The following is a 26,865-nucleotide window of genomic DNA, read 5'->3' on the forward strand; positions in this document are numbered from 1 at the left end:
GTCCTCTGGCGCCGTCCCCCACCGTCTGCCGGACTGGATCCGGCCGACGGTGCTGGAACGGTGCGGCAGCACCAATGATATCGTGAAAGACATGGCCTCGGTCTGGGGCGCCGGAAGGCGCCCTGGTCCGGGCCATTCGTCAAGAGGCGGGCAGGGGACGGCGCGGCCGCAGCTGGCTGTCCGATGCCGGTAATCTCGCCTGCACCCTGCTGCTGCGCCCCGGCGGTACGCCGCAGCGCGCGGCCGAACTGTCCTTCGTCACCGCCCTGGCGGTGGGCGAGGCGGTGGACGGCCTGGTGGCGGGGGCGCCCAAGCTGAAATGGCCCAACGATGTCCTGGTGGACGGGGCCAAGGTTGCCGGCATCCTGCTGGAATCCGAATCCGATATCGACGGCAGCGTCGCCTGGGTGGCCGTGGGCATGGGCATGAACGTGCGCCACCATCCTGAGGGCATGGACTATCCCACCACGTCGCTGATGGCGCTGGGCGCCGATGTGGAACCCGACGCCGTCATGGCGGCTTATGCCCGCGCCTTTGACCGCTGGTATCGCCGCTGGCAGGACTACGGTTTCGCGCCGGTGCGGGCCGCCTGGATGAACGCCGCCCAGGGGCTGGGTGGCCCCGTCACCGTGCGCCTGCATGACCGCACCCTGCAAGGCCACCTGGTCGATCTGGATGCGGAGGGCGCCTTGCTGGTGGAAACGGCTGAAGGCGTCACCAAGGTGACGGCCGGGGACGTGTTTTTCCCAACCACGCCCGTTAGGGAGTGACATCCATGCTGCTCGCCATCGATGCCGGCAACACCAACGTCGTCTTCGCCGTGTTCGATGGCGAGACGCAACGGGGACACTGGCGCATCTCCACCGACAGCCGCCGCACCGCCGATGAATACGCGGTGTGGCTGGTGTCGGTCATGGCGATGAAGGGCCTGGTGCCCCAGGACGTGACCACCGCCATCCTGTCGTCGGTCGTGCCGGCCGCCACGCGCGATCTGGTCAAGCTGTGTGAGGATCATTTCGGTTGCACACCGATGCGCATCGGTGATCCGACGGTGGATCTGGGCATCGAGATTCGCATCGACAATCCGCGCGAGGCGGGCGCCGACCGCCTGGTCAACGCTGTTGCGGCAACGGAACGATACAAGGCGCCCCTGGTTGTGCTGGACATCGGCACCGGCACCACCTTCGACGTGGTGGATGCGGATGGCGCCTTCGCCGGCGGCATCATCGCCCCCGGACCCACCCTGTCGCTGGATGCCCTGCACCGTGTGGCGGCCCAGTTGCCCAAGGTGGACATCGCCAAGCCGGATCGCGTCATCGGCCGTGGTACCGTGGGTGCCATGCAGTCCGGCATGTATTGGGGTTATACCGCCATGATCGAGGGGCTGCTGCGCCGCATCAAAGCGGAACTGTCGCCCACCGGCACGCCGCCGGTCACCGTCATCGGCACCGGCGGCATGGTGCGGGTGTTCGCCGCCGAAACCGGTATGGTCGATTATATCGACGGCGACCTGACCCTGCGCGGCCTCTTGCTCATCCACCGGCGCAACGCCAAATCTGTTCCCTGATCCGCTATTCCTTTTTCATTCCCGTCCGGCGCGCCGGCCCGTTTTCAGGTACCCATGATCGACGATCTGCTGTCCCCCGACGCCCTGTATTTCCTGCCGTTGGGTGGGTCCGGCGAAATCGGCATGAACCTCAACCTCTATCACCATGCCGGCAAGTGGTTGATGGTCGATCTGGGGGTCAGTTTCGGTGACGACGCCGCCCCCGGCGTCGATGTCGTCATGCCCGACCCGGAATTCATCGCCGAGCGGCGGGAGGATCTGGCCGGCCTGGTCCTGACCCACGCGCATGAGGATCACCTGGGTGCCGTGCAGTATCTGTGGAGGGAACTGCGCTGCCCCGTCTATGCGACGCCTTTCACTGCCGCCGTGCTGCGCGCCAAGCTGCGTGAGACGGATTTCAGCGGCCTGGTGCAGATCATCGAGGTGCCGCTGTCCGGCCGCTTCCATGTCGGGCCGTTCGACATCGAACTGATCAGCCTCACCCATTCCATCCCCGAGCCCAATGCCCTGGTCATCCGCACGGCCGGCGGCACGGTGCTGCACACCGGTGACTGGAAGCTGGACCCCGATCCCCGTGTCGGCGCCCCGGTGGATGTGGACGCCCTGGTCGCCCTGGGTCACCAGGGGGTCACCGCCCTGGTGTGCGACAGCACCAATGCCACCGTGCCCGGCACCTCGGGTTCCGAGGGCACCGTGGCCGTGGGGCTGGAGGAACTGATCGGGCGTTATCCCGACCGCCGCGTGGCCATCGCCTGCTTCGCCACCAACGTGGCGCGGCTGCATTCCATCGCCAAGGCAGCCGCCGCCCACGACCGCCAGGTCGGCCTGGTGGGCCGCAGCCTGCGCCGCATCAATGAGGCGGCCCGGGCCACCGGCTACCTGAAGGACCTGCCGCCCTTCGTGTCGGAACACGATGTGGGTTACCTGCCGCGCGAGGCCCAGGTGCTGATCTGCACCGGCAGCCAGGGCGAACCACGCGCCGCACTGGCCCGCATCGCCGAGGGCGACCACCCGGAAATCGATCTGGAGCCGGGCGACGTCGTTGTCTTTTCATCCCGCGAGATCCCCGGCAACGAGAAGGCCATCGCCAAGGTGCAGAACGGCCTGATCCGGCGGGGCATCGAGGTGGTGACCGCCAGTGACGCCGACGTCCATGTCTCCGGCCATCCCGCCCGCGATGAACTGGCGCAGATGTACCAGTGGGTGCGCCCGCAATTGGCGGTGCCGGTGCACGGTGAGCAGCGCCACCTGAAGGCCCACGCCGACCTGGCGCTGGAATGCCAGGTGCCGCGCGCCCTGGTGCCGGAGAACGGCGTCGTCATCCGCATCGGCCCGGGCGAGCCCGAGATCATCGGCACCGTGCCGTCGGGCAAGCTGTGCCTGGATGGCCGTCGCCTGGTGCCGCTGGGCGGCAACCTGCTGCGCACCCGCAACCGCATGGTCCACAACGGTGCCGCCGTGGTCACGCTGGTGCTGGGCCAGGGCGGCCTGCTGGCCGACCCCAAGATGTCGGTCATCGGTCTGCTGGATGAGGATGACGACGCGGCCTTCGCCGACGGCATCATCCGCGCCATCCGCGGGGCGGTGGAAAAGCTGGACGCCACCCAGTGGCGCGACGACGCCGTGGTCAGCGAGGCGGCCCGCCTGGCCGTGCGCCGCACCTTCCACGCCGCCCAGGGCCGCAAGCCCGTCACCGAGGTGCATCTGGTCCGGGTCTAGGCTTCCGCCTGCCGCCGGCCGAATTCCGCCAGGATGGCGGCCAGCATGCCGTCGCCGTTGACCGTGACGTCGGCGTCGATGGTGTGGAGGTGCAGCAGGAATTGCTGCGCCTCCGCCGCCCAGACCGGCGTGGACTGGAACAGCCGGTCGCCCACGCGGATGGGCTGATAGGGCCCGCGGATGCTGCCGGGCCCAGCGTGGTGCACGCCGTCGGCCGTGGCACTGCAGTCCAGCCCCCAGATGTCCAGGCAGCGGGCGCCCATGTGGTGGAACAGCATCAGCGCGGCGTTGGTGACCGACAGGCCGGCGCCGATACGGGCCCGGTCGCCGATTTCGCTGATCGCCTCATCCTCATCCAGATGCCACAGCAGGACGCGCCGGTCGCGCAGCGCGTCGAACACCGACGGGTGGCATCGGCTGGCGATCAGGTAGGTGGTGCGCGCCGGGAGCGCCCGCAGGAAGTCCGCCACCAGGGACTGGGGGTCGCAGGCGACGAAATAGTCGGGCGCCAGGCCCCGGGCGGTAAACAGCCCCAGGGCGCCGTTGAGCGCCACGCTGACCCGGTCGCGGCCGGGACCCAGCGGCGCCTGGTGGGCGGACGGGCCATTGGCCACCAGCATCGCCGCCTGCCCGGCCAGCGACCCCGCCGCCACCTCCGGCAGCGCCAGGCCGAGCGCGTGCCGGATGTGGGCCCGTATGGCATCGCCGGACAGGGGCAACTCGGCGATGAAGTCCACCCGTTCGCCGTTCAGGGCTTGATCAGCGTCAGCCATGTGCCGTCCGGAAGGGCCAGGAACTCGATGAATTCGGACAGGCCCAGGGTGGTGGGCGCGTTGGTCGGCAGGATGCTGACACGTTGCCTGCCGCCGCTGGCCGTCACCAGGGTCCGGATGCGCCGCGCCGTGCCGGGGAACACCCGGGCGCTGCTGCTGGCCTGGTTCAGCAGCACGCGCCGGCGGCCGGTCGCCGTGGATACCAGCCGGATGCCACCCGGTTCGCCGAAGGCGTTGACGCTGACCTTCGCCACGAAGGCGATGGAAACCTTCACGGGCGTGGCCGACGCCTGTGTGCTGCCGCGGGCCGTGACTTGCCAGGATGTCATGCGTAACCTCAGAACGAGAAAATGGCGGGAAATTCCCTTTTATTGGTGTGCAATGACCGGCGGCGACACAAGACGCCCATAAGGCCGGTACGGATATCGGAAGAAATAGCGGGCCCGCCCGTGCCGCGCGGGTGGACCGAATCCATTGGCGGCGGGGCCGGCAGCCGGTAAGAAGGGGGACCCCGGCGCTGCGACCGGGCCCTCTGGGGGGATGGGGACGCCTGATGAGCCTGGTGACGCTGGCCGCGATCTATTTCACGGTGTGGTGGATCGTCCTGTTCGCGGTGCTGCCGTTCGGCGTGCGCCGGGATGACAGCCCACAAAAGGGCAATGATATCGGCGCGCCGGTCATTACCGGTCTGCGACGCAAATTCATCTGGACGAGTGTAATTTCTGCGGTAATCCTTTTGGCGGTTTGGGCCCTCTTTCACTTCGGCCTTTTGGACTATGATCGGCTGTTCGATCCCCCGGGCAACGCGCCTTCCTGACGCGGGCCGGGGGCGGCCGCTCGGGTTCACGGGGATTGGTACGGTCGTACAGGTATGCTGATTCAAGTCCTGTTGGGATTTTCCGTCCTCTTGCTGGTGGCGGCCATATTGCTATGGCTGTGGCGCCAGTCGGTGGAATTCCGCCTGCGCAAGTCGCTGGGGTCCTCCACCGACAAGATGCGCGCCGCTTCCAATGAGAAGACGCAGGTGCTGTCCTTCCTGGAACAGCAGCGCATGGCCCTGAACGCCAAGCGGGCGGAGGTGGCAAAGCTGCGCGCTGCCATCGGCCAGCTGCGGGCGGACAACCATGACATGCGCATCCGCAACTTCTACATCCTGCATCAGATGGGCGAACCCTCGAAGGATAAGGAGGAATACGCCTGCAACCTGAACCCGTCCCTGACCGTGGAACCGGGGCGTGAACTGCCGTCGCCCTTGCGCGGCGTGGATCACCGGGGCACCGTCTGGGCCGAATCGGAGGCCGCCGCCCGTCGCCAGCTGGACATGCACTATCCGGAAAAAGGGCCCTTGCGCCCCGTCGGTTTCCGCCGTGGCACGTGATTGGGGGAAATGATGGAACTGGGATGGTTGCTGCTGCTGCTGATCGGTCTTCTGGCCGCCCTGCTGTTCCGCCAATGGCGTGAACTGACGGTGCGCCGCCTGGAACTGGGCATGCAGCTGGAAAAGCGCGAGGCCCTGGTGGCCCAGTTCAAGCAGGAGATCGACGGCACGTCGGGCGAGCTGGAGCAGCTGACCGACACGCTGGAGACGGTCGACGCCTCGCTGGAGGAACTGCGCCATGAGCTGGAAAGCCTGGATGAGGAGCGCAAGACCTTGAGGGGCCGCCGCCTGCAGCCGCTGGTGCTGCTGGACCGTCAGACCCTGGGCGCCCAGCAGTTCTGGGAGTTGACCATTTCCAACCCCGATTTCGGCGGGACGGCCACGGCCCGCATGTCGCCGTCGGACTATGTGGCCGACTGGGTGTCGGGACGGACCTACCTGGTGGGCGCGCCCTCGGCGGAGGAGGCGGCCAAGCGCGCGGCCCAGCGCTTCACCGGTTCGCTGGGGTACAAGGTGGCGGACGCGGTGGCCTTCCGGCGATCCTGATCATCGCCATCATCACGGGCACATGAAAAAAGAGCGGCGCCGTGATTGGCGCCGCCCTTCCTGTTTCAGGCCGTCGCTGGCTTAGCGCCAGTGACCCTCCACCCACATGTGGCGGCCGTCGGGGCCTGTCTTCCAGTGGCCTTCCGACCAATGGCGGTGGCCGTGGGGCGGCGCCTCATAGCGGCCCGGCTCCCAATCCCAGCGGTCGTGCCACGCCCAGTGGCCACCGATCCAGACTTGGCCGGCCATCGGCGGCGGCGGGACCTCTTCATGGCGGGGCGGCGGGGGCGCTTCACCCACCCACAGGTTGACGCCGACCTGGGCGTTGGCGGGGGTGGACGATGCGATGTACAGGCCGCCGGTCAGGGCCACGGCCAGCGCGGCGGCGCTGACGGTGACGCGGGCGGACTTCATGATGGACTTCATGGGTCACCTCAGTTGGTCGTTTGGGTCGGTCTTAATTGTTGGGACCGCCGCGCCTGTTACGAAGAAGACCGCAAGGTCCCGTCATCATATTGGCGAGAAAGATCCGTCAACCGATCCTCAGGACTGAGATAACCAAGGATTAGTGGCGAAATAGTGTCGCGCTTTCTTCCCAAATTCGGCTAATCCGCCGGCAATTCTTCTTATCCATCGCTATGATTTATGTCGATGGGTCTAGGCTGTTCGGGTGCGGCGTGCTGTCGCGGGCCGGGCTACCGGTAAAGCCCGGCAACCTGCAACAGCATGAGGGCGCCCAGCACCGCCACCCCGGCCAGGCAAGCCAGGATGATGACGTAGCCGCCGTAAAAGAAGGGATGCGGCGGCCGGCCGTTGCGCAGCATTTGCCGCGCCAGCAGGAAGAACATCCAGACGCCGGCGGCCAAGGCGCCGATGCCGAACACCAGGCGCAGCACCAGCACCACGGCCATGGTGCCCCAGCCGAAACCGGCCACCACGCAGACCGCCACCAAAGTGACCAGGAAGGCCAGGACGTTGCGGATCAGGCGACGGCGCAGACCTGGCGGCAGGGCAGGCCCCGGGGCCGGCGGTGCAAGGGGGGAAGGGGCGGGCGGTGTTGGCGGCGTCTGGGGCACGGGATCAATACGCTCGATGGTCAGGGGCCGAAAAGGTGGCCGGGGGGCGTCACGGGAGCTTCCCCCCGCGGCCGCCCCCTTCTAGCATCCGGCGCCATCGCCCCCAACCCCGAAGGCCCCTGGCCTTGAAGGATGCCGTCCATGTCCGGATATTGCGCTGCCGCCGTCGGCCATCCCCTGCACGGGCCCTACCATGACCGGGAACACGGCTGGCCCACGGCGGATGAGGCGGTGCTGTTCGAACGCCTGATGTTGGAAATCAACCAGGCCGGACTGTCCTGGCTGGTGGTCCTGAAGAAGCGCCCGGCCTTCAACGCCGCGTTTCATGGCTTCGACGTGGACACGGTGGCGGCGATGGGTCCGGAGGACGTGACCCGGCTGATGCAGGACGCCGGCATCGTGCGCAACCGCCTGAAGATCGAGGCGGCGCTGCACAACGCCCGCATCGTCCAGGGGCTGCGCGCCAGCCATGGCGGTTTCGCCGGCTGGATCGCCGCCCATCATCCGCTGACCAAGGCCGAATGGGTGAAACTGTTCCGCCGCACCTTCCGCTTCACGGGCGGAGAGATCGTGGGAGAATTCCTGATGAGCATCGGCTACCTGCCGCTGGCGCATGCGCAGGACTGCCCGGTGGACCGGGCGTTGGCGGCGGCGGGCCAGCCGTGGCGCCAGGCGGTGACGGCCGGCTTCCGTTATTGATAGCAGGGGCACGAGGTTCTGGCTCGGGCCCCTGTAGGCCCCGACCGGGGCCGCCGGAGCCTTCCGGGGAGCATCGCGGACCGGACGGCGAGGAAGCTCAAGCCAGCGGATGCTGGCGCCCGGCGATTGAGGGGGCGGCATTTTAACGGTCACGTTCAAATGCCGTGCATATGACGGATTTCAAGCGTTGGCGCGGAAGGCGGCCACCAGTGTGGCCAGCGCCGCCCGGGAACGGCGGTCGCTGACCGTTGCACGCAGCATCACCGGCGCCGTCGGCAGGGCGGGCAGGTCCAGGGTGGCGCCCACATCCACGGCGCCCAGCGGTGCCGCACGGGGCGCCAGGGCGGCGACGCCCAGGCCCGCCAGCACGGCGGCGCCCACGGCCGCCACGCCACCCCCCACGAAAACCTCCATCCAGCGGATGCCGGCGGTATCCAACGCCCGGGCGGCATGGCCCCGCACGCCGCAGGGTGCGGCCAGCGTGGCGATAGGCAGGGGCGCGCCCGGTGGTGGTTCCCACCCCGGGGCGGCGAACCAGCGCAATGGATCGTGGAACAGCACCTCTCCCGCCATGGGGTCGATGCCGCCGCCATCGGCTATGGGGTCCAGGCGCAGGATGGCGGCATCCAGTTCCCCCCGGTCCAGCATGCCGCCCAGGTCACGCGACGCGGCGATGCGCACCTCCATCACCAGGGTGGGGTCGCGGCCCTGCAGCATGGCCAGCAATCGCGGCAGGTCGGGGCCGGCGACATGGTCGCTGATGCCGATGACCAGGCGATGCGGCGCCTCCGTCAGTCCGGCCAGCGCCTGCTCATGCGCCGCCAGCAGGCGGCGGGCCGGTTCCAGGAAGGCGGCACCCTGGGATGACAGGCGGACCTGGCGGGGCGTGCGTTCCAGCAACCGTTGACCCAGCCTGTCCTCTAGCCGCTTCAGCTTCAGGCTGATTGCGGATTGCGTGGTGCCCGTGGCCTCGGCCGCGCGGGTGAAACTGCGCAGTGTGGCCACCAGCACGAAAGCCTGGACGGCATCCAGGTCCAAGGGGCGGAAGGGGGTGGAGAGTGCGGTGTCCATGACGGGAGCCATTCCGAACGGAAATGTCAGATGCATAATTACATTAAAGATAGAAATCATGAAAGACGCGGCTTTTTGTCCGCAACAGCGTTTCATGGACGGCGCGTGAAGGAAGTGCCGATGGTTGTCCCCAATCTGCCCCGTATAACGGCGAGTGGCGGTGGGGCGCCGCGGTTCCAACGGCCGGGGGGCACCTTCCGGCAGCCCTAGATAGACCGGCCATTTCCATGCTGCATGACAAGAAGGTCGCCGTCGTCCTGCCCGCCTACAACGCGGAAAAGACCCTTCGCCAGACCTATGACGAAATCCCGAAAGATATCGTTGACGACATCATTCTGACGGACGACGCCAGCTCCGATGCCACCGTGCGTCTGGCGCGCGACCTGGGCATCCATACCCTGCGGCATGACCGCAACCGGGGTTATGGCGGTAACCAGAAGACCTGCTATCGCGCGGCCCTGGACCGGGGCGCCGACATCGTCATCATGCTGCATCCGGACTACCAGTATACGCCCAAGCTGGTGACGGCCATGGCGTCCATGATCGCCTCGACGGAATACGATGTGGTCCTGGCCTCGCGCATCCTGGGCAAGGGCGCGCTGGCCGGCGGCATGCCCCTGTACAAATACGTGGCCAACCGCGCCCTTACCTTGGCGGAAAACTGGCTGGTGGGACAGAAGCTGTCGGAATACCACACCGGTTATCGCGCCTGGAGCCGTGAGGCCCTGTCCCGCCTGCCCCTGCTGCGCTGTTCCGATGATTTCGTGTTCGACAACCAGATGCTGGTCCAGGCCATCGACCAGGGCCTGAAGATCGGCGAGATTTCCTGCCCCACCAAGTACTTCCCCGAGGCCTCCAGCATCAACCTGCGGCGCAGCATCATCTATGGCCTGGGCGTCCTGCGGACGGCGCTGTCCTTCCGCCTGCATCGCATGGCCCTGGTCGCCTGCCCCCTGTTCGCCCCCGGTGGCGAGGGGCGTGTCATCGACGGCCGCGTGGCGGACGCCTCCTGATGCGGTTGCCCGGGGGACGCCGCGCATTGGCGGCGTTAAGCCTTGTCCTGCCGTTGGCGATGGTCGCGGGTGTCGTGTTGGGGCGCGGCGGGTTTGGCGCCGGCGACTTGCCGGCCATGGCCGTGGCGTCGGCGCAGTCCATGCGCGCGACCGGCACCCTGGGCTGGGTGGCCTTGGTCGTGATTGAGGTGCTGGTCGTGGCCAGCGGCGTGTTGCCGGCGGCATTGGTCGGTATCGCGGCCGGCGCCGTTTATGGCGTGGGCCTGGGCTTTCCGTTGGCTGCGGCCAGCCTGATGGCCGGCGCCCTGCTTACCTTCGCGCTCACCCGGTCCCTGTTCCGGCCCTGGGTGGCGCGCCTGCTGCCCGGCCGGCCCCGCCTGACGGCGCTGGACGGTCTGGTCGCCCATGACGGCTGGCGGCTGGTCTGCCTGCTGCGGGTGTCGCCGGTCATGCCTTTCGCCCTGACCAGCTACGCCCTGGGCCTGTCCGCCATCCGGACGCGCGCCTACCTGCTGGGCACGCTGGCCTCGTTGCCGGCACTGCTGGGGTATGTGGTGGCGGGCCAGGTGGCGGGCGCCCTGGCCCGGGACTGGAACGGGGGTGCGGCCCCCTGGCATCTGGCCGGCCTTGCCCTGGGGGCCCTCGCCACCGTCATCCTCACCCTCCGTCTGGGCCAACTGGCCCGCCGCGCCGGCCTGATGGGCGGCGCCCAGAACAACAGCACGATCAGCGGTACGATCCATGCGCCTTAAGACCCTTTCCTTTTTGCGCGGCGGCCTGCTGCCCATCCTGTTCCTGCTGGTGGCGCTGCCGACCTGCCTGGTGTTCGTGCACCAGGTGCCTCCGGGGCAGGTGGCGGACGAACCGGCGCACATCGTCCGCGCCGACAGCCTGCTGAAAGGCGAGTGGGTGGGCCATTCCGGCCCGCAGCCGCAACCCGATGGGGCCATCGCCACCGTCGCGGGCGTGGATGCCGACACCAGTTATCTGTGGGTGACCAGCTTGGCGCCGCCCCATACCCAGCCGGTGGATCCGGTGCGCCTTGCCCGGGCCCGCACGATGGACTGGACCGGGGTCCAGGATTTCGTCGGCGTGAATACCATCGCCACTTATATGCCCATCTTCTACGCACCGTCGGCCTTGGGGCTGGCCGTGGCGCGGCAAGGGGGGGAGGGGCCGTTCCAGGCTATCCTCGTGGGACGCATGGCCAATACCCTGGCTTATCTGGCGCTGGCCACGGCGGCACTGGCTCTGGCCAGGCGGGGGCGGGGACTGCTGTTCTGCATGCTGGCCGTGCCCATGGCGCTGTCGCTGGCGGCGTCCTTCAATCAGGATTGCCTGATCATCGCCGCCAGCGCGCTGGCGGCCGCCCTGATCACCCGCTGCGATGACGGCAGGCGCTCGCCCGCCTATTGGGCGGCGGCGGTCTTGCTGGCGTTGGTCATCATGGTGAAGCCGCCCTATCTGCCGCTGGCGGCACTGCTGCTGTTGCCGCTGCCTGCTGCCTGGGCCGACGTACTGCGCGCGGGGCCGGCGCGGGCCCGATTGCTGGGCCGGGTGGCCGTGATGGTCGTGGTGGCGCTGCCGGCGCTGGCGTGGACGGTCTTCATTCAGCGCGGCGTCGCCCTGCCCGTTCCGCGTCTGGCCTATGAAGCCGGCATCCTGTGGCCCGGGCCGCGACCGGCGGTGTTCCACGGCACCGACACGGCGGCGCAACTGCACGTGCTGCTGGCGGCGCCATGGCGCATGCTGACCCTGGTTTGGCACACCCTACGCGTTCCCGGCCATTTCCGTGGCCTGTTCCTGGAAAGCATCGGCGTGCTGGGCTGGTTGGATCTGCGCCTGCCCAAGGCCGTCTATGGCGCCTGGACACTGGCCCTGCTGGCGGCGGCTTGGGCCGACATCCGCCTGCGGGCGGGGGCCGGTGCGCGCAGGGTGGCCTGTGCCGCCTGGGCGCGGGTGCGCTGGACGGAGGTGGCGTTGATGGTCTTCGCCGCCTGGGCGGCGGTGGAGGGCATCTTCCTGTCGCAATATCTCACCTGGACCAGCGTCGGCATGCCGGCGGTGGACGGGCCCCAGGGCCGCTATTTCCTGCCGCTGTTCCCACTGTTCATCCTGGCGCTGCCCCGTCCGGCCCAGGCCGGACCGGGCGAGGGCGTGGTGCAGCCGCCGCACCCCCTGGCCTGGCTGGCGCCTGCGCTGGCGGCGACCGTGACCCTGGCCCTGCTGCCGGGCGCGCTGACGGGTGCCTACTATTCGGGCTGAGATCATCCAGGGGGCTGTTTTGCCTGTTTTTGCGGCCGATCGACCACCCTGGGAGTGACCTCCCAGGTGCATCCTCATCAGTGGCAAGCGTCCGTCCGGCACGAATGGCGTCCGTCCTTCCGCCTATGCAGGGACTCGTCTTCGGCGCCGCAACATGGAAAACGACGATTCGGCAGCGATTCTATTGCAGTGCGGGGGCGAGTCAGGGGTGCTGCCAGGAGGTTCCTGCCCGGATTTACAGCATTATTTGGTGTAGGGAATGGGCAATTGGCGCTTTATTGGGCAAAAGCGCGAAAAATGCACAAAAAGAAAGGCTAGCCCCTCGTTAAGGCTTGCCTTTCAAAAACTGACCGTAGCATTATCCAAGCGTTGGAGGGTACATCCCCCTCTAACATTGAGTCGCTTGGTGGCGATTCCTCCCTAAACTCAAGGCCGCGCCGCGCTTCAGCGAGCGCGGTCTTTTTTATGCCCTTGTGTTTACGAGGCCGGAGTATAGGGACCCGAAATCATTCCGTCATCTGCTTTTTTGATCATTTTGAAGGCATGATGCTCAATCGGTGGCATTTCGCGTCAAAACCTTGGGGTCATCACAAAATTCACACGGCAAAAACCTAGGGAATACCTAGAAAGATCAGGATCCTGGCGTTTAAGCCAGGGCGAAGCGCAGGACGAAAAGTGCTGCCAGAATGGGCAGCGCCCAGCCCAGTTCCCGCCCTTTCCCTGTCAGCGCCTTGATGGCGCAGTGGGCGATCAGGCCAAAGGCGATGCCGTCGGCGATGGAAAAGGTGAAGGGCATGGCCACCGCCGTGATGACGGCCGGCACCGACTCCGTCACGTCATCCCACTCGACTTCCGCCAGGCCGCGCACCATCAGGCAGGCGACGTAGAACAGGGCGGGGGCCGTGGCATAGCCCGGGATGGCCGCGGCCAGGGGCGACAGGAACAGGGCGGCCAGGAACAGGCAGCCCACCACCACGGCGGTCAGGCCGGTACGCCCGCCGGCGAAGGTGCCGGCGGCGCTCTCGATATAGGCGGTGACGGTGGAGGTGCCCAAAGCGGCGCCAGCGGTGGTGGCCAGGCTGTCGGCCAGCAGCGCGCGTTTGAGGCGTGGCAGGCGACCCTGGTCGTCCAGCAGGCCGGCGCGGTGGGACACACCCACTAGCGTGCCGGCGGTGTCGAACAGATCGACGAACAGGAAGGCGAAGATGATGGCGGTCAGCCCCATCTTGAAGGCGCCGGCCACGTCCATCTGCAATAGGGTGGGCGCCGGGCTGGGCGGTAGCGCGATGGGGCTGTGGATCATGGGCGTGACACCCAGCGCCATGCCGATCAGGGCGGTGCCCAGGATGGCGATGACCACCGCCCCTGTCACCCGGCGGGCCACCAGCACCACCAGGGCCAGGAAACCGCCGCAGGCCAGCAGGGCCGGCGGCCGCCCCAGGGCGCCCAGGGTCACCATGGTGGCGGGGTGGGCCGCCACGATGCCGGCGTTCTGCAGGGCGATCAGGCCGAGGAACAGGCCGATGCCCGCGGAAATGGCATGCTTCAGCCCCGACGGGATGGCGTTGACGATGGCCTCGCGCACCGGCAGCAGGCTGAGGATGGTGAAGCCCACGCCCGACAGGAACACGGCACCCAGCGCCACCTGCCAGGGATAGCCCATACCGCCCACCACCGAATAGGCGAAGTAGGCGTTCAGGCCCATGCCGGGCGCCAGGGCGATGGGATAATTGGCGTACAGCCCCATGATGAAACACCCCAGGGCGGAGGCCAGGCAGGTGGCCACGAACACCGCCCCCGGATCCATGCCGGCCTTGCCCAGCACCTGGGGGTTCACGAAGATGATGTAGGCCATGGTCAGGAAGGTGGTGACGCCGGCCAGGATCTCGGTGCGCGTGCTGGTGCCATGACGCTCCAGCCCGAAAAAACGGTCTAGCAAGGAAGCCCCCGGGGTTATTCTTGGGTGATGCCGTTCCCCAGGATCGGTTCGTCCGCGCCCATGCGCAAGAAGCAAGCGAATACAAGGACGTCACGCCATGCGGTCGATTGCGCTTTTATTGGGTGTTGTGCTGATGGCGGGTGGCGTGCTGGCGGCCGAGAACCCGCCGGCATCCAGGAACGCGCCCCCCAAGGGGCCGACCATCGCTGTCGATCCCGCCGCCTGCCAGTGGGCGGTGAACCACGTGCCGGCCCCTGACGTCGCCTATCAGCCGGGTGTTGATGTGAACGGTGATCCGGTGGCGCCGGCCGACCTGGACGGCGGCGTGCGCCTGCAGATGCCCCAGCGCATCGAAATCCCGCTGACGGCCCGCTTGGCCAACGTCCTGCCCCGCACCACCGGTACGGTCCATCCGCGGGCCGATGCCTATCTGGGCCTGATCACCATCGATGGTGACCAGGTGCTGTTCAACGGCCAGCCGCTGACCGATCCCGCCGAGACGGAACTGGCGGCGGTGTGCCGGCAGCAGGGGCGCTGAGCCGGGCGGCAAGACGGTGACTTTGTAACCGTTCCGTTACAGGCGCGTGCTTTGACCCCTCGGGTCCCGGCGTTACTGTGGGGCACCAAACTAAGGGGACCCCATGTTCAATCGACGCGCCTTCCTGGCCGCCGGCGCCGCCTCCGTGGCGCTGGCCGCGGCCCGCCCTGGTCTTGCCGCCGCCACGCCGGCATCTGCCCCGACCGGTGACCTGAACCGGCTGCTGGACATTTTCTTCCAGGAAGATCTGCGCCGCAGCCCCGAGGGCACCACCCTGGCCGGACTGGACACCGGCGCCCTGGCCGGCCTGCGCGGCCGGCTGGATGACCGCAGCGATGCCGGGCGCAAGGCCGCCGCCGCCGCGCGGGCCAACCAGTTGAAGCGCCTGCGCGCCCTGGATCGCAAGTCGATGACCGGTATCGACGGTGTCAATTACGACAGCGTGGATTATGTGCTGGCCACGGCGGTGGATGCCGATACCAGGTTCGACTTCGGTTCGTACGACCAGCAGTCGCCCTATGTGTTGTGCCAGCTGGCCGGCGCCTACCAATCGGTGCCCAACTTCCTGGATGCCCATCACCCGGTGGAGAACACCGCCGATGCCGATGCCTATCTGGCGCGGCTTGAGGCCTTCGCCGGTGCGCTGGATACCGAGACCGAACAGTTCCGCCGTGATTCCGGCAGCGGCGTCCTGGCCGCCGACTTCATGTTGGACACCACGCTGGCCCAGTTGCGCAACCTGCGTGTCGACGTCGACCAGTCCGGCCTGGTGACCTCGCTGGGCAAGCGCGCCATGGCCGCGGGCCTGGGTGGGCATTACGGTGCCCAGGCCGCCAAGATCTATACGGACAAGGTGGGGCCGGCGCTGGACCGGCAGATCGCGGCCGTCGCCGCCGGCCGTGCCCGGGCCACGCACGACGCCGGCGTCTGGCACATACGGGACGGTGCCGACTGGTACGCCCAAGGCCTGAAGGCCAGCACCACCACCACCCTGTCCCCCGATGAGATCCACAAGATCGGCGTCGACCAGGGCGAGGAAATCCGTGCCCGCCTGGACACCTTGCTGAAGGCGCAGGGGCTGAGCCAGGGCTCGGTGGGTGAACGCATCAAGGCCCTGCGCGCCCGGCCCGACAGCACCTATCCGAACACTGACGCGGGCAAGACCCAGCTGATCGCCGATTTGCAGGTCAAGCTGGACGACATGGTGTCGCGTCTGCCGCGCATGTTCAGCGACCTGCCTCGGGCCACCGCCCAGGTGAAGCGCGTGCCCGCTGCCATCGAGGATGGCGCGCCGCTGGCCTATTACGAATCCCCGCCGCTGGAAGGCAACCGCGTCGGCACCATTTACTTCAACCTGCATGACACGGCCGAATGGCCCAAATGGTCGCTGCCCTCCACCCTGTATCATGAGGGCGTGCCGGGCCATCACCTGCAGGGCTCCATCGCGCAGGAGACGCCGGGCATCCCGCAATACCGCGCCAACATGTTCTTCTCCGGCTATGGCGAAGGCTGGGCGCTGTATGCCGAGCAGTTGGCGGATGAACTGGGCATGTACGATTCCGACCCGCTGGGCCGTATCGGCTATCTGAAGTTCCTGCTGTTCCGGGCCGGTCGCTGCGTCATCGACACCGGTATGCACCACAAGCGCTGGACCCGCGAGAAGGCGGTGGACTACATGGTGGACCTGACGGGCGATGCCCCCAGCGCCATGACGCGTGAGGTCGACCGCTACTGCGCCTGGCCGGGCCAGGCCTGCAGCTACAAGATCGGCCACACCATGTGGAATCGCTTGCGCGACCAGTCCCGGAAGGAGTTGGGACCGAAGTTCGACATCCATGACTTCCACCGGGTGGCACTGAACTCCGGCGCCGTGCCGTTGGACGTGCTGCAGGGCATGGTGGATGGCTACATAAAAAACAAGAAGGCCTGACCCTGCCCATTTGATGCAGGGGGTGCGCGCAAAAGTGCCAGCAAGGTTGGCCTAGCTGGTTCGTGAAAGCGGTGGGGACCTGATAGTCCCCGCCGTTTTCGTTTCCCCGAGTTACCCGATGCGCTCACCTGTCCATCTGTTCCTGGCCACGGCCCTTGCCCTGCCGGTTGCCACTTTTTCCATTCCTTCCGCATGGGCTCAAGCCGCCCCGCCAGTTGCTGCCCCCGCCGATGGCACCGCCGCCCAGGCCGTGTCGGACGAGGCGGACAAGCCCCAGGGTGTCGCCGGGATATATGTATGGGACGGGCGGCGGCGGAAGGGTGAGTCCCGGCCGTCCGACGTTTCCGGCGGCACATCCGATGGTGATGGCGCCACCAACGTCACCATCAAATCCACCACGCCGGAAATCAGTGGTGTCGTCGTGCGGGGGGCTGGAACGACCTATACGATGTTCGGCAGCCACATCAGCCTGAACGGTGACAGCGCCGGCGCCGTCCCCCGGCTGGGGGCGGGAGCCGTGATTGAGGATGGCGCCACCCTGGTCGTGCATCGGGGGGACATAACCACCGAAGGGCTGATCCGGCCCGCCGTCCTGGTCGGTGCGCACGGCGTGCTGAGGGTCAATGGTGCCACGCTGACGGCCAGGGGCGGCAAGTTGCCGGCCGGTTACCAACCGCGCGACGGCGTCGCCGCGGCCCAGCCGCCGGCCGACCTGCATATCGGCGGCACCGCCCGGACCGTTCTGCTGGGCGCCGGTTCTCAAAGTTATTTCGATCACACCATACTGGTGGCTAACGGTTGGGGCGCCCTGTCGACCGAGGATGCGGGCGGTCCCACCTATATCGAGGCGACGGACTGCACCATCCAGGTCGGTGGTCCCGGATACGGTCTTTATCTGGCGGACCAGGGCCGGGCGATGCTGACGCATACCAGCATCAACGCCCAGACCTATGGCGCGGTGATGGCCGGCGCGTCGGCGATGGCTTTCGATGACGTCACGGTCAATGCGTCGGGCAACGCCATCCTGGTGCGCGGCGGTGCGGCGGACGGGGTGCCCACCTTGACCGTCAAGGGCGGCACGCTGGAATCGGGGCGCGAGGCCATCCTGCTGCAGGGGGCCAACCTGATCCTGAGTTTGGATGGCGCCACCTTGAAACCCTGGAATGGCGTGCTGTTGCACACGGTCGCGGCACCCGGCGCCCTGGCGGGGGCGCCACACGTGGTCGCCGCCGCTGATCGGGAGGGCGCCGCCGTTCCCGGTGTCACCGTCCTGCTGACCCACATGATCGTGAAGGGCGACATCGTGCATGAGGATACCGCCCGGCCCATGATGGTGCAGATGCAGGACACCATCCTGAAAGGCCGTATCCAGGCCGCCAGCCTGCGGTTGGGGCCAGGGGCCCGCTGGGTGGCCACGGGCGATTCGGCGGTCACCTTGCTGGGCACCATTCCGGAAGGCGGCCTTGACGTGGCCACCGGCATCACCGTCACCGCGACCAGCGCGGATGGCAGCGTGCCCAAGGGCACCTACAAGGCGACCAGCGGCGGCACGCTGATCGTCCATTGACGCGAAAGAAGAACGGCCCGGAACACAGGGCGTGTCCCGGGCCGTAAATCATGACAGTTTGACATCAATTCCGGCGAACCGGTCGGCCCTTAGGCCGCGCGGGCGTCCACCAGGAACTGTTCCACCAGGCCGCGCATCTTCTCGGCCTCGCGGGCCATGGAGGTGGAGGCGGTCAGCACGTCGTGGGCGGAATGGCCCGTCTCATCCGCGGCGGTGGAAACGCCCTGGATGTTGCGGGTGACGTCGTCGGCGCCGGCGGCCGCCTGCTGCACGTTGCGGGCGATCTCCTGCGTCGCCGCACCCTGTTCCTCCACGGCGGAGGCGATGGTGGTGGCGATGCTGTTGATGTTCTCGATGGTGCCGGAAATGGCGCCGATGGCGCTGACCGCCTCGCGCGTGGCTTCCTGGACCTGGGCGATCTGGGTGCTGATCTCCTCGGTCGCCTTGGAGGTCTGGTTGGCCAGGCTCTTCACTTCCGACGCCACGACGGCGAAGCCCTTGCCGGCCTCGCCAGCGCGCGCCGCCTCGATGGTGGCGTTCAGCGCCAGCAGGTTGGTCTGGCTGGCGATGTTGGTGATCAGGCCCACGATCTCGCCGATCTTCTGGGTGGTCTGCTCCAGCCCGGCGACGATGGCGCCGGTGTGGGTGGCCTGGCGCACGGCGTCGCCGGCGACGGTGGCCGACTGCGCCACCTGGCGGCTGATCTCCTGAATGGAGGAGCTGAGCTCTTCCGCGGCGGCGGCGACCGTCTGCACGTTGGCCGAGGCCTCGGTGGCGGCGGCGGCGACGGCGGCGGACTGGCGGGTGGTCTGCTCGGCAGAGGACGACAGCGAGCTGGCGGTGGCCTGCATCTCCGTCGCGGCCGAGGCCACGGCGCCGATGACGTTGGCGGCCTGGGTGTCGAAGGCGCCGGTCAGGTTGTCCAGGGCCGTGGCGCGGGCGACGCGGGCCTTCTGTTCCTTTTCCTGCTCGGTGCGCAGGCGTTCGGTCTCGCGGGCGTTGTCACGGAAGACCAGGGCGGTCTTGGCGATGTCGCCAACCTCGTCACTGCGCTCCACGCCAAAGACCTCGATGTCCAGGCGGCCGTGGGCCAGGTCCTGCAGGTTGTGCACGATGCGGTTGATGGGGGTTACCAGGCCGCGGCGGGCGATCAGCATGCCGACGACGATGCCGACGACGATGCCGACGATGGCGACGATGGCGATCATCCAGGTCAGGTCGCGCGCCACGGACTGTGCTTCCTGGGCGACGGTGGTGCCATCATTGTCCAGCGCGTCCTGCAACACCTTGATCTTGGCGGACAGGGTGTTGGACACGGTGCGGGATTGCGCCACCTCATCCAGGATTTCCTGGCGGGCGGCCTCATTCTTCAGATCCGCATGCTTGCGGCTGGTCGCCATGGTGGAGGCGAATTCCTTCTTGTACAGCTCGAAAGACGCCTTCACCTCGGCCAGCATGGGCTGGTACTTGGGCTCCGCCTGCTTTTCCAGCATATCCGCGAACTTGCCGAATTCAACCACGCGGCCTTCCGTGTTCTTCGCCACCTCGTCCGTGTCCGCCGGGTTGGCGGCCATGCGGTATTCGCCGCGGTTCATGTAAATGACGTTGGCGTTCAGCTGCGCCGCCTGATGCAGGTTGCTGCCCATCACATCCAGGCGGTGCGTCGCGACCGACAGTTTCGACATGCCGATGTAACCGGCGATGCCGATGGCGACGGCGACGAGCGCCATGACGAGAATGACAAGGTTGATCTTGGTTATGATCTTGGCGTTGGCCAGCATGATGGCGGTCCTTTGGCGACGGGCTATCCCGACCTGATAACAGCGATTGGTTAAGGGCGCGTAAAAACCACGGCAGAATTTCGCCCGTCAACGCGCGCAGCCCGGCGATTATTGCTGGGCAGGTATAATCTCGACCTTTAGTTAATTTGCGCCAGCTTGGTTACTGGTGCAAAAAATGGAACTTTATGACCGGGCGACGAAATAACAGATCTTGCTGTTAACATTACTGCGATCGGAAGCTTTCCCATGGCGGGGATGGGAAAGTGCATCGCTTTCAATTTAAGAAACGACCGGAAATACACCGAATAGAATGTGGGTGGATTATGGTTAGGTAGGCCGTGTCGCCGAACGGGGATGCGGGCCGCGCCCTTTTCCGCCCGGTCCGCCACTGGCATGGACAGGGGTGCCGTCATTGCCTAAAGTCGCCGCTCCATTTCCGGATTTCAGTATAAGGCGACGGGTCCCCGCGATGCGCTCCTCCCAGTTCTTCCTGCCCACCCTGAAGGAAACCCCGGCGGAGGCGCAGATCGCCTCGCACCGGCTGATGCTGCGCGCCGGCATGATCCGGCAGACCAGCGCCGGCATCTATGCCTGGTTGCCGCTGGGCTGGAAGGTCCTGCGCAAGATCTCGCAGATCGTGCGGGAGGAGCAGGACGCCGCCGGCGCCCAGGAACTGCTGATGCCGACCATCCAGTCGGCGGATCTGTGGCGCCAGTCGGGCCGCTATGACGATTACGGCAAGGAGATGCTGCGCATCACCGACCGCCACGACCGTGAATTGCTGTACGGTCCCACGAACGAGGAGATGATCACCGACATCTTCAAGACGTTCGTGCGCAGCTACAAGGATCTGCCGAAGAACCTGTACCACATCCAGTGGAAGTTCCGGGACGAGATCCGCCCCCGCTTCGGCATCATGCGCGGCCGTGAATTCCTGATGAAGGACAACTACTCCTTCGACCTGGATGCGGAGGGCGCCAAGCTGTCCTACCGTAAGATGTTCCTGGCCTATCTGCGCACCTTCGCCCGCATGGGCCTGAAGGCGATCCCGATGCGCGCCGACACCGGCCCCATCGGCGGCGACCTGTCCCACGAGTTCATCATCCTGGCGGAAACCGGCGAAAGCGGCGTGTTCTGCCACAAGGATTGGCTGGAACTGGACGTGCTGCAGAACGCGCCCGAGGCGGGCAGCGACCTGAAGGACTTCTTCGCCAAGTACACCAGCGTCTACGCCGCGACGGATGAGAAGCACGACGCCGCCACCTGCGAGGTGCCGGAAGACCAGCTGGTGTCCGCGCGCGGCATCGAGGTCGGGCACATCTTCTATTTCGGCACCAAGTACTCCAAGCCCATGGGGGCGGTGGTGACCGGCCCGGACGGCGAGTCGGTGGCGGTGGAGATGGGCAGCTATGGCATCGGCGTGTCGCGCCTGATGGGCGCCATCATCGAATCCAGCCATGACGACAACGGCATCATCTGGCCGGACGCGGTGGCGCCCTTCCAGGTCGGCCTGATCAACCTGAAGGCCGATGACGCCGCCTGCACCACGCTGTGCGACGACCTGTACGCCAAGCTGAACGCCGCCGGCGTGGAGACGCTGTACGACGACCGCAATGAGCGGCCGGGCGCCAAGTTCGCCGACATGGACCTGATCGGCCTGCCGTGGCAACTGACCGTCGGCCCGCGCGGCCTGAAGACCGGCGTGGTCGAACTGAAGCGCCGCGCCACCGGTGAGAAGCGCGAGTTGTCGGTCGAGGCAGCACTGGCCGAACTGATCAAGGCCTGACGCCCGAAAAAAGGGCGCGTCCATCCGCGGATGGACGCGCCTTTATTCCGCCCAGAATTGCGCGCATTGCCCTAACTTCCATCCCCTGGCCGCCGGTCCCCCCGCATGATCTTTTCCGCCTTCGAACGCATGGTCGCGATGCGCTATCTCCGGGCGCGCCGGCAGGAGGGGTTCATCTCCGTCATCGCCGGCTTCTCCCTGCTGGGCATCGGCCTGGGGGTCGCGACCCTCATCATCGTCATGTCGGTGATGAACGGCTTCCGGACGGAGTTGCTGGGGCGGGTGCTGGGGCTGTACAGCCATCTTGAGGTGCAGTCCCTGCTGGGCCCGTTGCCGGAGAACGACGCGGTGGGCCAGCGCTTGCTGCAGCTGCCGGGGGTCACCGCCATCATGCCGACGGTGGAGGGCCAGGCCCTGATCACCCAGGACGGCACGGCCACCGGCGCCTATGTCCACGGCATCACGCCGGCGGACTTCAAGCGCCGGCCCATCGTCTCCACCCACATCATCGAAGGGGCGGCGGAGGCCTTCGGTGCGGCCACCGGCGCCACGGGGGACGAGGCCAACCTGGGCGACGGCATCGCCATCGGCAGCCGCATGGCCCGGCGCCTGAACCTGCATGTGGGCGACCAGTTGCGCCTGGTCAGCCCGCGCTTCAACCAGACGGCCTTCGGCTCCATCCCCCGCGCCCGCACCTACCCCATCGCCGCCATCTTCGATGTCGGCATGTACGACGTGGACAACAGCCTGGTGTTCATGCCGCTGGCGGCGGCGCAGACTTTCTTCGGCGTGGCCAACGGCTACACCTCGCTGGAGGTGTTCGTGCAGGACCCCACGCACATCGACCCGTACCTGAAGGCGGCGACCCAGGCGGCGGGGCAGGAATACCGCATCTTCGATTGGCGCCAGCGTAGTGCTGCCTTTGTCAGCGCCATCGACGTGGAACGCAACGTCATGTTCCTGATCCTGTCGCTGATCATCCTGGTGGCGGCGTTCAACGTCATCAGCAGCATGATCATGCTGGTGAAGGACAAGGGGCGCGACATCGCCATCCTGCGCACCATGGGCGCCAGCCGGGGCATGGTGCTGCGGGTGTTCTTCCTGACGGGTGCCAGCATCGGCACCGTCGGCACCCTGTTCGGCGTCATCCTGGGCGTGCTGTTCACCCGCAACATCGAGGCTATCCGCCAGTTCATCCAGGCCATCATCGGCCGCGACCTGTTCAACGCCGAGATTTACTTCTTCACCCAGATCCCGGCCAAGCTGGATTGGGTGGAGGTGGCGCAGGTCGGTTTCATGGCGCTGGCCCTGTCCTTCGCCGCCACCATCTACCCCTCCTGGCGGGCCGCCCGCCTCGACCCGGTTGAGGCCCTGCGTTATGAGTGAGACGTCCGTGCTGAGCCCTGCCGTCCCCGCATCGTCTGTAGGTGAGACCGTCCTGGAACTGTCCGGCGTCGTCCGCCGCTTTCAGCAGGCGGGGGCGGTGCTTGAGGTGCTGAAGGGCGCGGCCTGCGCCGTCCGCCGGGGGGAGATCGTGGCCCTGGTCGGGCCCAGCGGTGCCGGCAAATCCACCCTGCTGCACATCGCCGGCTTGCTGGAACGCGCCGACGGCGGCGTCATCCGCATCGACGGCCGCGACGCCGCCAAGCTGGACGATGCCGGCCGCACCGCCCTGCGGCGCGAGACCATCGGTTTCGTCTATCAGTTCCACCACCTGCTGCCGGAATTCAGCGCGGAGGAGAACATCGTCCTGCCGCAGATGATCGCCGGCGCATCCAAGGCCGCCGCCCGTGCCCGTGCCCAGGAACTGCTGGGCCTCGTGGGCCTGTCCGCCCGCGGCAGCCACCGTCCGGCCCGCCTGTCGGGCGGGGAGCAGCAGCGCGTGGCCATCGCCCGCGCGCTGGCCAACAAGCCCCGCCTGCTGATCGCGGACGAACCCACGGGCAATCTGGACCACCACACCTCCGACGATGTCTTCGCCCTGCTGACCGGCCTGGTGCGGGGCAGCGGTGCCGGCCGTGAGGGCTTCGGCGCCCTGGTCGCCACCCATAATCTGGACCTGGCGGCGCGCATGGACCGGGTGATCGAGTTGCGCGACGGATTGCTGGTGGACCGGCCTTGAGCCAAGTCCGGATCGACCTGCCGCCCGGCTTCGATCCGGATGCCGCCTGGCGCTACCACGGCCGTGACTGGTACCGCGACCGCGCCGCCCCGGCGGAGCGGGTGGCGGGACATGCCTTGACCAAAGCCCTGGCATTCGACGGCCATCCCTACCTGCTGACCCTGACCGCGTCCGGCCCCACCATGGTGATGGGCATCGACAGCGATGATCCCCTGATCGTGGCCCGGGCCGAACGGGTGGCCTTGCGCATGCTGGGCCTGACGCCGGCCCTGGCCGACGCCGCGACGGGGTTGGAGGCGCGCGCCGACCATGATGCGGAGACGGCGCGCCTGATCGGCAACCGTCGCGGCTATCGCCCGCCGCTGTCATCCACGGTGTTCGAGGCGCTGGCCTGGGCCATCATCGGCCAGCAGATCAACCTGACCTTCGCGTCCGACCTGCGCCGCCAGCTGATCCTGCTGGCCGGGCGCCCGCATCCCTCCGGCATGGTGGCGCATCCGGACGCGGCGGCGGTGGCGGTGATGGATCCGGAGGCGCTGACCGCCCGGCGGTTTTCCCGCTCCAAAGCGCGCTACCTGATCGACGCCGCCAAGGCTGCGGCGGAGGGGCGGCTGGACCTGGACGCCCTGGAGCGGCTGGACACCGACCCGGCCGGCGAGGCGGATGCGGAGGCGGCCCTGCTGGCGCTGCGCGGCATCGGCCCCTGGACCGCCAATTATGTGCTGATGCGGGGATGCGGCCTGCCGGACCGGGTGCCGGTGGGTGATGCCGGCCTGGCGGCGGCGTTGCAGCGTTTCCACGGCATGGACCGGCGCCCGAGTCCCGATGAGCAGGCGGCGCTGATGCGGCCCCATGCCCCGTGGCGCAGCCTGGCCACCGCCCATTTGTGGGCCAGCCTGGGCTGAGCGGAACGGGTCGATCTGACCATCCGGTCAATTTCGCCGCACTTTGGAATTGTAACCGGCGCGCGCTTGCAGGGTTTCGGGCGGCCTTGCACTATAAGGTCCAACGGTTCAACCCAAAGGGGCCTTGGCGCCATGCGTTCCACTCTTTTCGCGGCGGGTTTCCTGGGGTTGGCATCCCTCCTTCCGGTCGGTGCCGCCTTGGCTGGTGTTGCCGATTGCCGCCCCAACCCGGTGGGCGAACTGCCGGTTCACCTTGAGCATGGCCTACCCATCGCCGAGGGCGTGCTGGACGGCAAGCCGGTGCGGGCGTTGGTCGATACCGGTTCGGCCCGGCACATGGTGTCGCTGGCGGCGGCGGAACGGCTGGGGCTGGATTTCCAGAAACGGTTGGCCCCCGGCGTCAATCTGGGGCAGGGGGATTGGGTCAAGGCCGGCAGCATGCAGGCCGACCTGAAAGTGGGGCCGTGGGAAGGCCACCGCTTGCGGTTGCAGGTGGTGGACGCCGGTGATTTTGGCGCCGGGGTGGACATGGTGCTGGGTCAGGACATGTTCGTGCAGACGGACGTGGAATTGGACCTGGCCAACGGCGTCATCCGTTTCTTCAAGCCCGAAGGTTGTGAGGGCGTGCCGCTCGCCTATTGGTCCAAGACCTATGCCGAGGCAACCTCACGGTCCCGGGCCTTTGGCGGTTTTTCCTTGAGCCGGGTGCTGGTGACGCTGAACGGCCTGGATTTCTGGGCGCGGCTGGACACGGGCGTGACCGCCAGCGCGGTGCAGACACGCCTGGCCCACCGTGTCGATGTGCGGGAGGATGCGCCCGGGTCGGCGCCCGGACCCCTGCGGCATGACATCGGCCGCACGCCGGTACCCACCTGGATCGGTACCTTCGATACGTTGGCCGTGGGGGATGAGACCATCCGCAACGCCCGCCTGTCCGTGGGCGATTACTACAATCTGGGTGTCAGCCGCGATGGCAGCCTGAACATGGTGCTGGGCATGGATTTCATCCTGTCGCACCGCATCTACATCGCCAACAGCCAGGATAAGATCTATTTCACCAATGTTTCCAAGCCGGTATTCACGCCGTCGGGGACGTGAATCCGGACTTTTCATTTCGAATAGGCTGATTGGGGGGCCATATGCGGGGTTGGGTTGGGCGTGCCTGCGGGCGCGGGTTGCTGGCGCTGGTGGGGCTGGGCATGGGGACGGCCTGGGCGGGGGCCGAGGATTGCCACCTGAACAAGGTGGCCGAACTGCCCATCCGGCTGGAACAGAACCAACCCATCGTCGAGGGCAGCATCAACGGCAAGCCCATCCGCGCCCTGCTGGATACCGGTTCCTACCGGACCGTCCTGACCAGTGCCGGTGCGCAGCGCCTGGGCCTGGACGTGACCAAGCATTACTCGGCGGGCAAGGCCGTTGGCGTCGGCGGTGAGGTGGGCATCGGTTCCACGCCGGTGGATGAGTTGGTGGTCGGCAGTTGGAAGATGAAGGATCTGAAACTTCAGGTCATCGGCACCGGCAATGTCGGGCCGGGGGTGGAACTGATCCTGGGGCAGGACATCTTCAGCCAAAGCGATATCGAGCTGGACTTCGCCGGCGGCATGGTCCGCTTCTTCAAGCCGGAGGGCTGCGACGGCGTTCCCCTGGCCTATTGGGCGCGAACCTATGCCGAGGCGGTGATGCGCATGCCCGAAGGCGGCCGTCGCACATCCACCGAGCTGCGGGTCGCGCTCAACAGCTACGGGTTCTGGGCCAAGCTGGACACGGGCGCCACCGCCAGCAGCGTGCAGCTTCGCGCCGCCCATCACGCCGGGGTGCACGAGGACGATCCTGGCGTGGTTCCCAGTGGGGCCAGCCACGGCGTGGGGGCCAAGAGCATTCCAACCTGGGCGGGGACCTTCAATACCTTCACCATCGGGGATGAAACGGTGCGCAATGTGAAGATCCGCTTTGGCGACTTTTCCGCCGGCGACGATCCCGAGCGCGAAGGCAATCACGACATGCTGTTGGGGGCGGACTTCATCAAGACGCACCGCATCTACATCGCCAGCAGCCAGAACAAGATCTTCTTCACCAACGTCGGCCATCCGATCTTCGCCGCCGTGCCCAAGGCGCCGACCCCCAGCGCCGAACCGGCGGCGGAGGGGGCCCAGGACTGATCGTTTCGGTTCCCGGCCATACGCTTCA

At 67.2% G+C, this 26,865-nt stretch carries 26 protein-coding genes; 19 read left to right on the forward strand and 7 right to left on the reverse strand.

Going from position 1 to position 26,865, the window contains the following annotated elements; all coding sequences use genetic code 11:
• The first annotated feature begins 134 nt into the window (after nucleotides 1–134).
• The 3 genes from PW843_03675 to PW843_03685 are packed head-to-tail and all read left to right on the forward strand — an operon-like array spanning nucleotide 135 to nucleotide 3,286.
• Nucleotides 135–770, forward strand: coding sequence for a biotin--[acetyl-CoA-carboxylase] ligase (locus tag PW843_03675; protein ID MDE1145702.1), 636 nt, complete (start codon nucleotides 135–137; stop codon nucleotides 768–770).
• Between the two features lie 5 nt (nucleotides 771–775).
• Entirely contained in the window at nucleotides 776–1,567 is a 792-nt protein-coding gene (locus tag PW843_03680; GenBank protein MDE1145703.1) for a type III pantothenate kinase, read from the forward strand.
• A 54-nt stretch (nucleotides 1,568–1,621) separates the two neighbouring features.
• The gene (locus PW843_03685) at nucleotides 1,622–3,286 is read left to right on the forward strand and encodes a ribonuclease J (GenBank protein ID MDE1145704.1); all 1,665 of its coding nucleotides are present in this window, start codon (nucleotides 1,622–1,624) and stop codon (nucleotides 3,284–3,286) included.
• Here the strand turns inward: PW843_03685 and PW843_03690 are convergent.
• Nucleotides 3,283–4,059, reverse strand: coding sequence for a DUF115 domain-containing protein (locus PW843_03690; GenBank protein ID MDE1145705.1), 777 nt, complete (start codon nucleotides 4,057–4,059; stop codon nucleotides 3,283–3,285). The genes PW843_03685 and PW843_03690 overlap by 4 nt on opposite strands.
• A complete protein-coding gene (locus PW843_03695) occupies nucleotides 4,035–4,388 on the reverse strand; it encodes a hypothetical protein (GenBank protein ID MDE1145706.1) in 354 nt (117 codons plus the stop codon). The genes PW843_03690 and PW843_03695 overlap by 25 nt, the downstream gene beginning before the upstream one ends.
• A gap of 224 nt (nucleotides 4,389–4,612) precedes the next feature.
• Here PW843_03695 and PW843_03700 point away from each other — a divergent pair, with 224 nt between their 5' ends.
• The 3 genes from PW843_03700 to PW843_03710 are packed head-to-tail and all read left to right on the forward strand — an operon-like array spanning nucleotide 4,613 to nucleotide 5,983.
• The gene (locus PW843_03700) at nucleotides 4,613–4,876 is read left to right on the forward strand and encodes a DUF1467 family protein (protein MDE1145707.1); all 264 of its coding nucleotides are present in this window, start codon (nucleotides 4,613–4,615) and stop codon (nucleotides 4,874–4,876) included.
• Nucleotides 4,877–4,930: 54 nt separating this feature from the next.
• Nucleotides 4,931–5,437 (forward strand): hypothetical protein, encoded by a 507-nt coding sequence (locus PW843_03705; GenBank protein ID MDE1145708.1) that lies wholly within the window; start codon nucleotides 4,931–4,933, stop codon nucleotides 5,435–5,437.
• Nucleotides 5,438–5,446: 9 nt separating this feature from the next.
• Complete coding sequence (locus tag PW843_03710; GenBank protein MDE1145709.1) at nucleotides 5,447–5,983, forward strand: hypothetical protein; 537 nt, start codon at nucleotides 5,447–5,449, stop codon at nucleotides 5,981–5,983.
• Nucleotides 5,984–6,064: 81 nt separating this feature from the next.
• Here the strand turns inward: PW843_03710 and PW843_03715 are convergent, their stop codons facing one another.
• Complete coding sequence (locus PW843_03715; GenBank protein ID MDE1145710.1) at nucleotides 6,065–6,409, reverse strand: hypothetical protein; 345 nt, start codon at nucleotides 6,407–6,409, stop codon at nucleotides 6,065–6,067.
• Nucleotides 6,410–6,678: 269 nt separating this feature from the next.
• Entirely contained in the window at nucleotides 6,679–7,059 is a 381-nt protein-coding gene (locus PW843_03720) for a hypothetical protein (protein MDE1145711.1), read from the reverse strand.
• A 141-nt stretch (nucleotides 7,060–7,200) separates the two neighbouring features.
• On the opposite strand from PW843_03720, the gene PW843_03725 reads away from it, so the two are divergent.
• The gene (locus PW843_03725; GenBank protein MDE1145712.1) at nucleotides 7,201–7,758 is read left to right on the forward strand and encodes a DNA-3-methyladenine glycosylase I; all 558 of its coding nucleotides are present in this window, start codon (nucleotides 7,201–7,203) and stop codon (nucleotides 7,756–7,758) included.
• Between the two features lie 180 nt (nucleotides 7,759–7,938).
• Here PW843_03725 and PW843_03730 read toward each other — a convergent pair whose 3' ends face one another.
• Nucleotides 7,939–8,829 (reverse strand): LysR substrate-binding domain-containing protein, encoded by an 891-nt coding sequence (locus tag PW843_03730; protein MDE1145713.1) that lies wholly within the window; start codon nucleotides 8,827–8,829, stop codon nucleotides 7,939–7,941.
• A gap of 227 nt (nucleotides 8,830–9,056) precedes the next feature.
• Between PW843_03730 and PW843_03735 the strand changes: the two genes are divergently transcribed.
• Genes PW843_03735 through PW843_03745 form a run of 3 tightly spaced genes read left to right on the forward strand, consistent with a single transcriptional unit; the run spans nucleotide 9,057 to nucleotide 12,107 of the window.
• Complete coding sequence (locus PW843_03735) at nucleotides 9,057–9,842, forward strand: glycosyltransferase family 2 protein (GenBank protein MDE1145714.1); 786 nt, start codon at nucleotides 9,057–9,059, stop codon at nucleotides 9,840–9,842.
• Nucleotides 9,842–10,594 (forward strand): VTT domain-containing protein, encoded by a 753-nt coding sequence (locus PW843_03740; protein ID MDE1145715.1) that lies wholly within the window; start codon nucleotides 9,842–9,844, stop codon nucleotides 10,592–10,594. The genes PW843_03735 and PW843_03740 overlap by 1 nt, the downstream gene beginning before the upstream one ends.
• Complete coding sequence (locus PW843_03745) at nucleotides 10,584–12,107, forward strand: DUF2142 domain-containing protein (GenBank protein MDE1145716.1); 1,524 nt, start codon at nucleotides 10,584–10,586, stop codon at nucleotides 12,105–12,107. Before PW843_03740 ends, PW843_03745 begins: the two co-directional genes overlap by 11 nt.
• A gap of 646 nt (nucleotides 12,108–12,753) precedes the next feature.
• Here the strand turns inward: PW843_03745 and PW843_03750 are convergent.
• Nucleotides 12,754–14,046: an NCS2 family permease gene (locus PW843_03750; GenBank protein MDE1145717.1), complete on the reverse strand. Its 1,293-nt coding sequence runs from the start codon at nucleotides 14,044–14,046 to the stop codon at nucleotides 12,754–12,756.
• A 97-nt stretch (nucleotides 14,047–14,143) separates the two neighbouring features.
• On the opposite strand from PW843_03750, the gene PW843_03755 reads away from it, so the two are divergent.
• The 3 genes from PW843_03755 (at nucleotide 14,144) to PW843_03765 (ending at nucleotide 18,081) form a co-directional block, all read left to right on the forward strand.
• Nucleotides 14,144–14,584, forward strand: coding sequence for a hypothetical protein (locus PW843_03755; protein MDE1145718.1), 441 nt, complete (start codon nucleotides 14,144–14,146; stop codon nucleotides 14,582–14,584).
• A 103-nt stretch (nucleotides 14,585–14,687) separates the two neighbouring features.
• Nucleotides 14,688–16,514, forward strand: coding sequence for a DUF885 family protein (locus tag PW843_03760; GenBank protein MDE1145719.1), 1,827 nt, complete (start codon nucleotides 14,688–14,690; stop codon nucleotides 16,512–16,514).
• A 118-nt stretch (nucleotides 16,515–16,632) separates the two neighbouring features.
• Nucleotides 16,633–18,081: a hypothetical protein gene (locus PW843_03765; protein ID MDE1145720.1), complete on the forward strand. Its 1,449-nt coding sequence runs from the start codon at nucleotides 16,633–16,635 to the stop codon at nucleotides 18,079–18,081.
• An 89-nt stretch (nucleotides 18,082–18,170) separates the two neighbouring features.
• Here PW843_03765 and PW843_03770 read toward each other — a convergent pair whose 3' ends face one another.
• A complete protein-coding gene (locus PW843_03770; GenBank protein ID MDE1145721.1) occupies nucleotides 18,171–19,862 on the reverse strand; it encodes a methyl-accepting chemotaxis protein in 1,692 nt (563 codons plus the stop codon).
• A 469-nt stretch (nucleotides 19,863–20,331) separates the two neighbouring features.
• Between PW843_03770 and PW843_03775 the strand changes: the two genes are divergently transcribed.
• The 6 genes from PW843_03775 to PW843_03800 all read left to right on the forward strand — a co-directional run bounded on the left by PW843_03775 (nucleotide 20,332) and on the right by PW843_03800 (nucleotide 26,837).
• Nucleotides 20,332–21,648, forward strand: coding sequence for a proline--tRNA ligase (locus PW843_03775; protein ID MDE1145722.1), 1,317 nt, complete (start codon nucleotides 20,332–20,334; stop codon nucleotides 21,646–21,648).
• 105 nt (nucleotides 21,649–21,753) lie between these two features.
• Nucleotides 21,754–23,034 (forward strand): lipoprotein-releasing ABC transporter permease subunit, encoded by a 1,281-nt coding sequence (locus PW843_03780; protein MDE1145723.1) that lies wholly within the window; start codon nucleotides 21,754–21,756, stop codon nucleotides 23,032–23,034.
• On the forward strand, nucleotides 23,027–23,770 hold the full coding sequence (locus PW843_03785) for an ABC transporter ATP-binding protein (protein MDE1145724.1): 744 nt from the start codon (nucleotides 23,027–23,029) through the stop codon (nucleotides 23,768–23,770). The genes PW843_03780 and PW843_03785 overlap by 8 nt, the downstream gene beginning before the upstream one ends.
• Nucleotides 23,767–24,675 carry a hypothetical protein gene (locus tag PW843_03790; GenBank protein MDE1145725.1) on the forward strand — a complete coding sequence of 303 codons (909 nt, stop codon included), beginning with the start codon at nucleotides 23,767–23,769 and terminating at the stop codon, nucleotides 24,673–24,675. Before PW843_03785 ends, PW843_03790 begins: the two co-directional genes overlap by 4 nt.
• Before the next feature lie 132 nt (nucleotides 24,676–24,807).
• On the forward strand, nucleotides 24,808–25,773 hold the full coding sequence (locus PW843_03795) for a retropepsin-like aspartic protease (protein MDE1145726.1): 966 nt from the start codon (nucleotides 24,808–24,810) through the stop codon (nucleotides 25,771–25,773).
• A gap of 41 nt (nucleotides 25,774–25,814) precedes the next feature.
• Nucleotides 25,815–26,837, forward strand: a complete 1,023-nt coding sequence (locus tag PW843_03800; GenBank protein ID MDE1145727.1) for an aspartyl protease family protein — start codon at nucleotides 25,815–25,817, stop codon at nucleotides 26,835–26,837.
• The last annotated feature ends 28 nt before the right edge of the window (nucleotides 26,838–26,865 follow it).

Source organism: Azospirillaceae bacterium, assembly GCA_028283825.1.
In the GTDB taxonomy this organism is placed as follows: domain Bacteria; phylum Pseudomonadota; class Alphaproteobacteria; order Azospirillales; family Azospirillaceae; genus Nitrospirillum.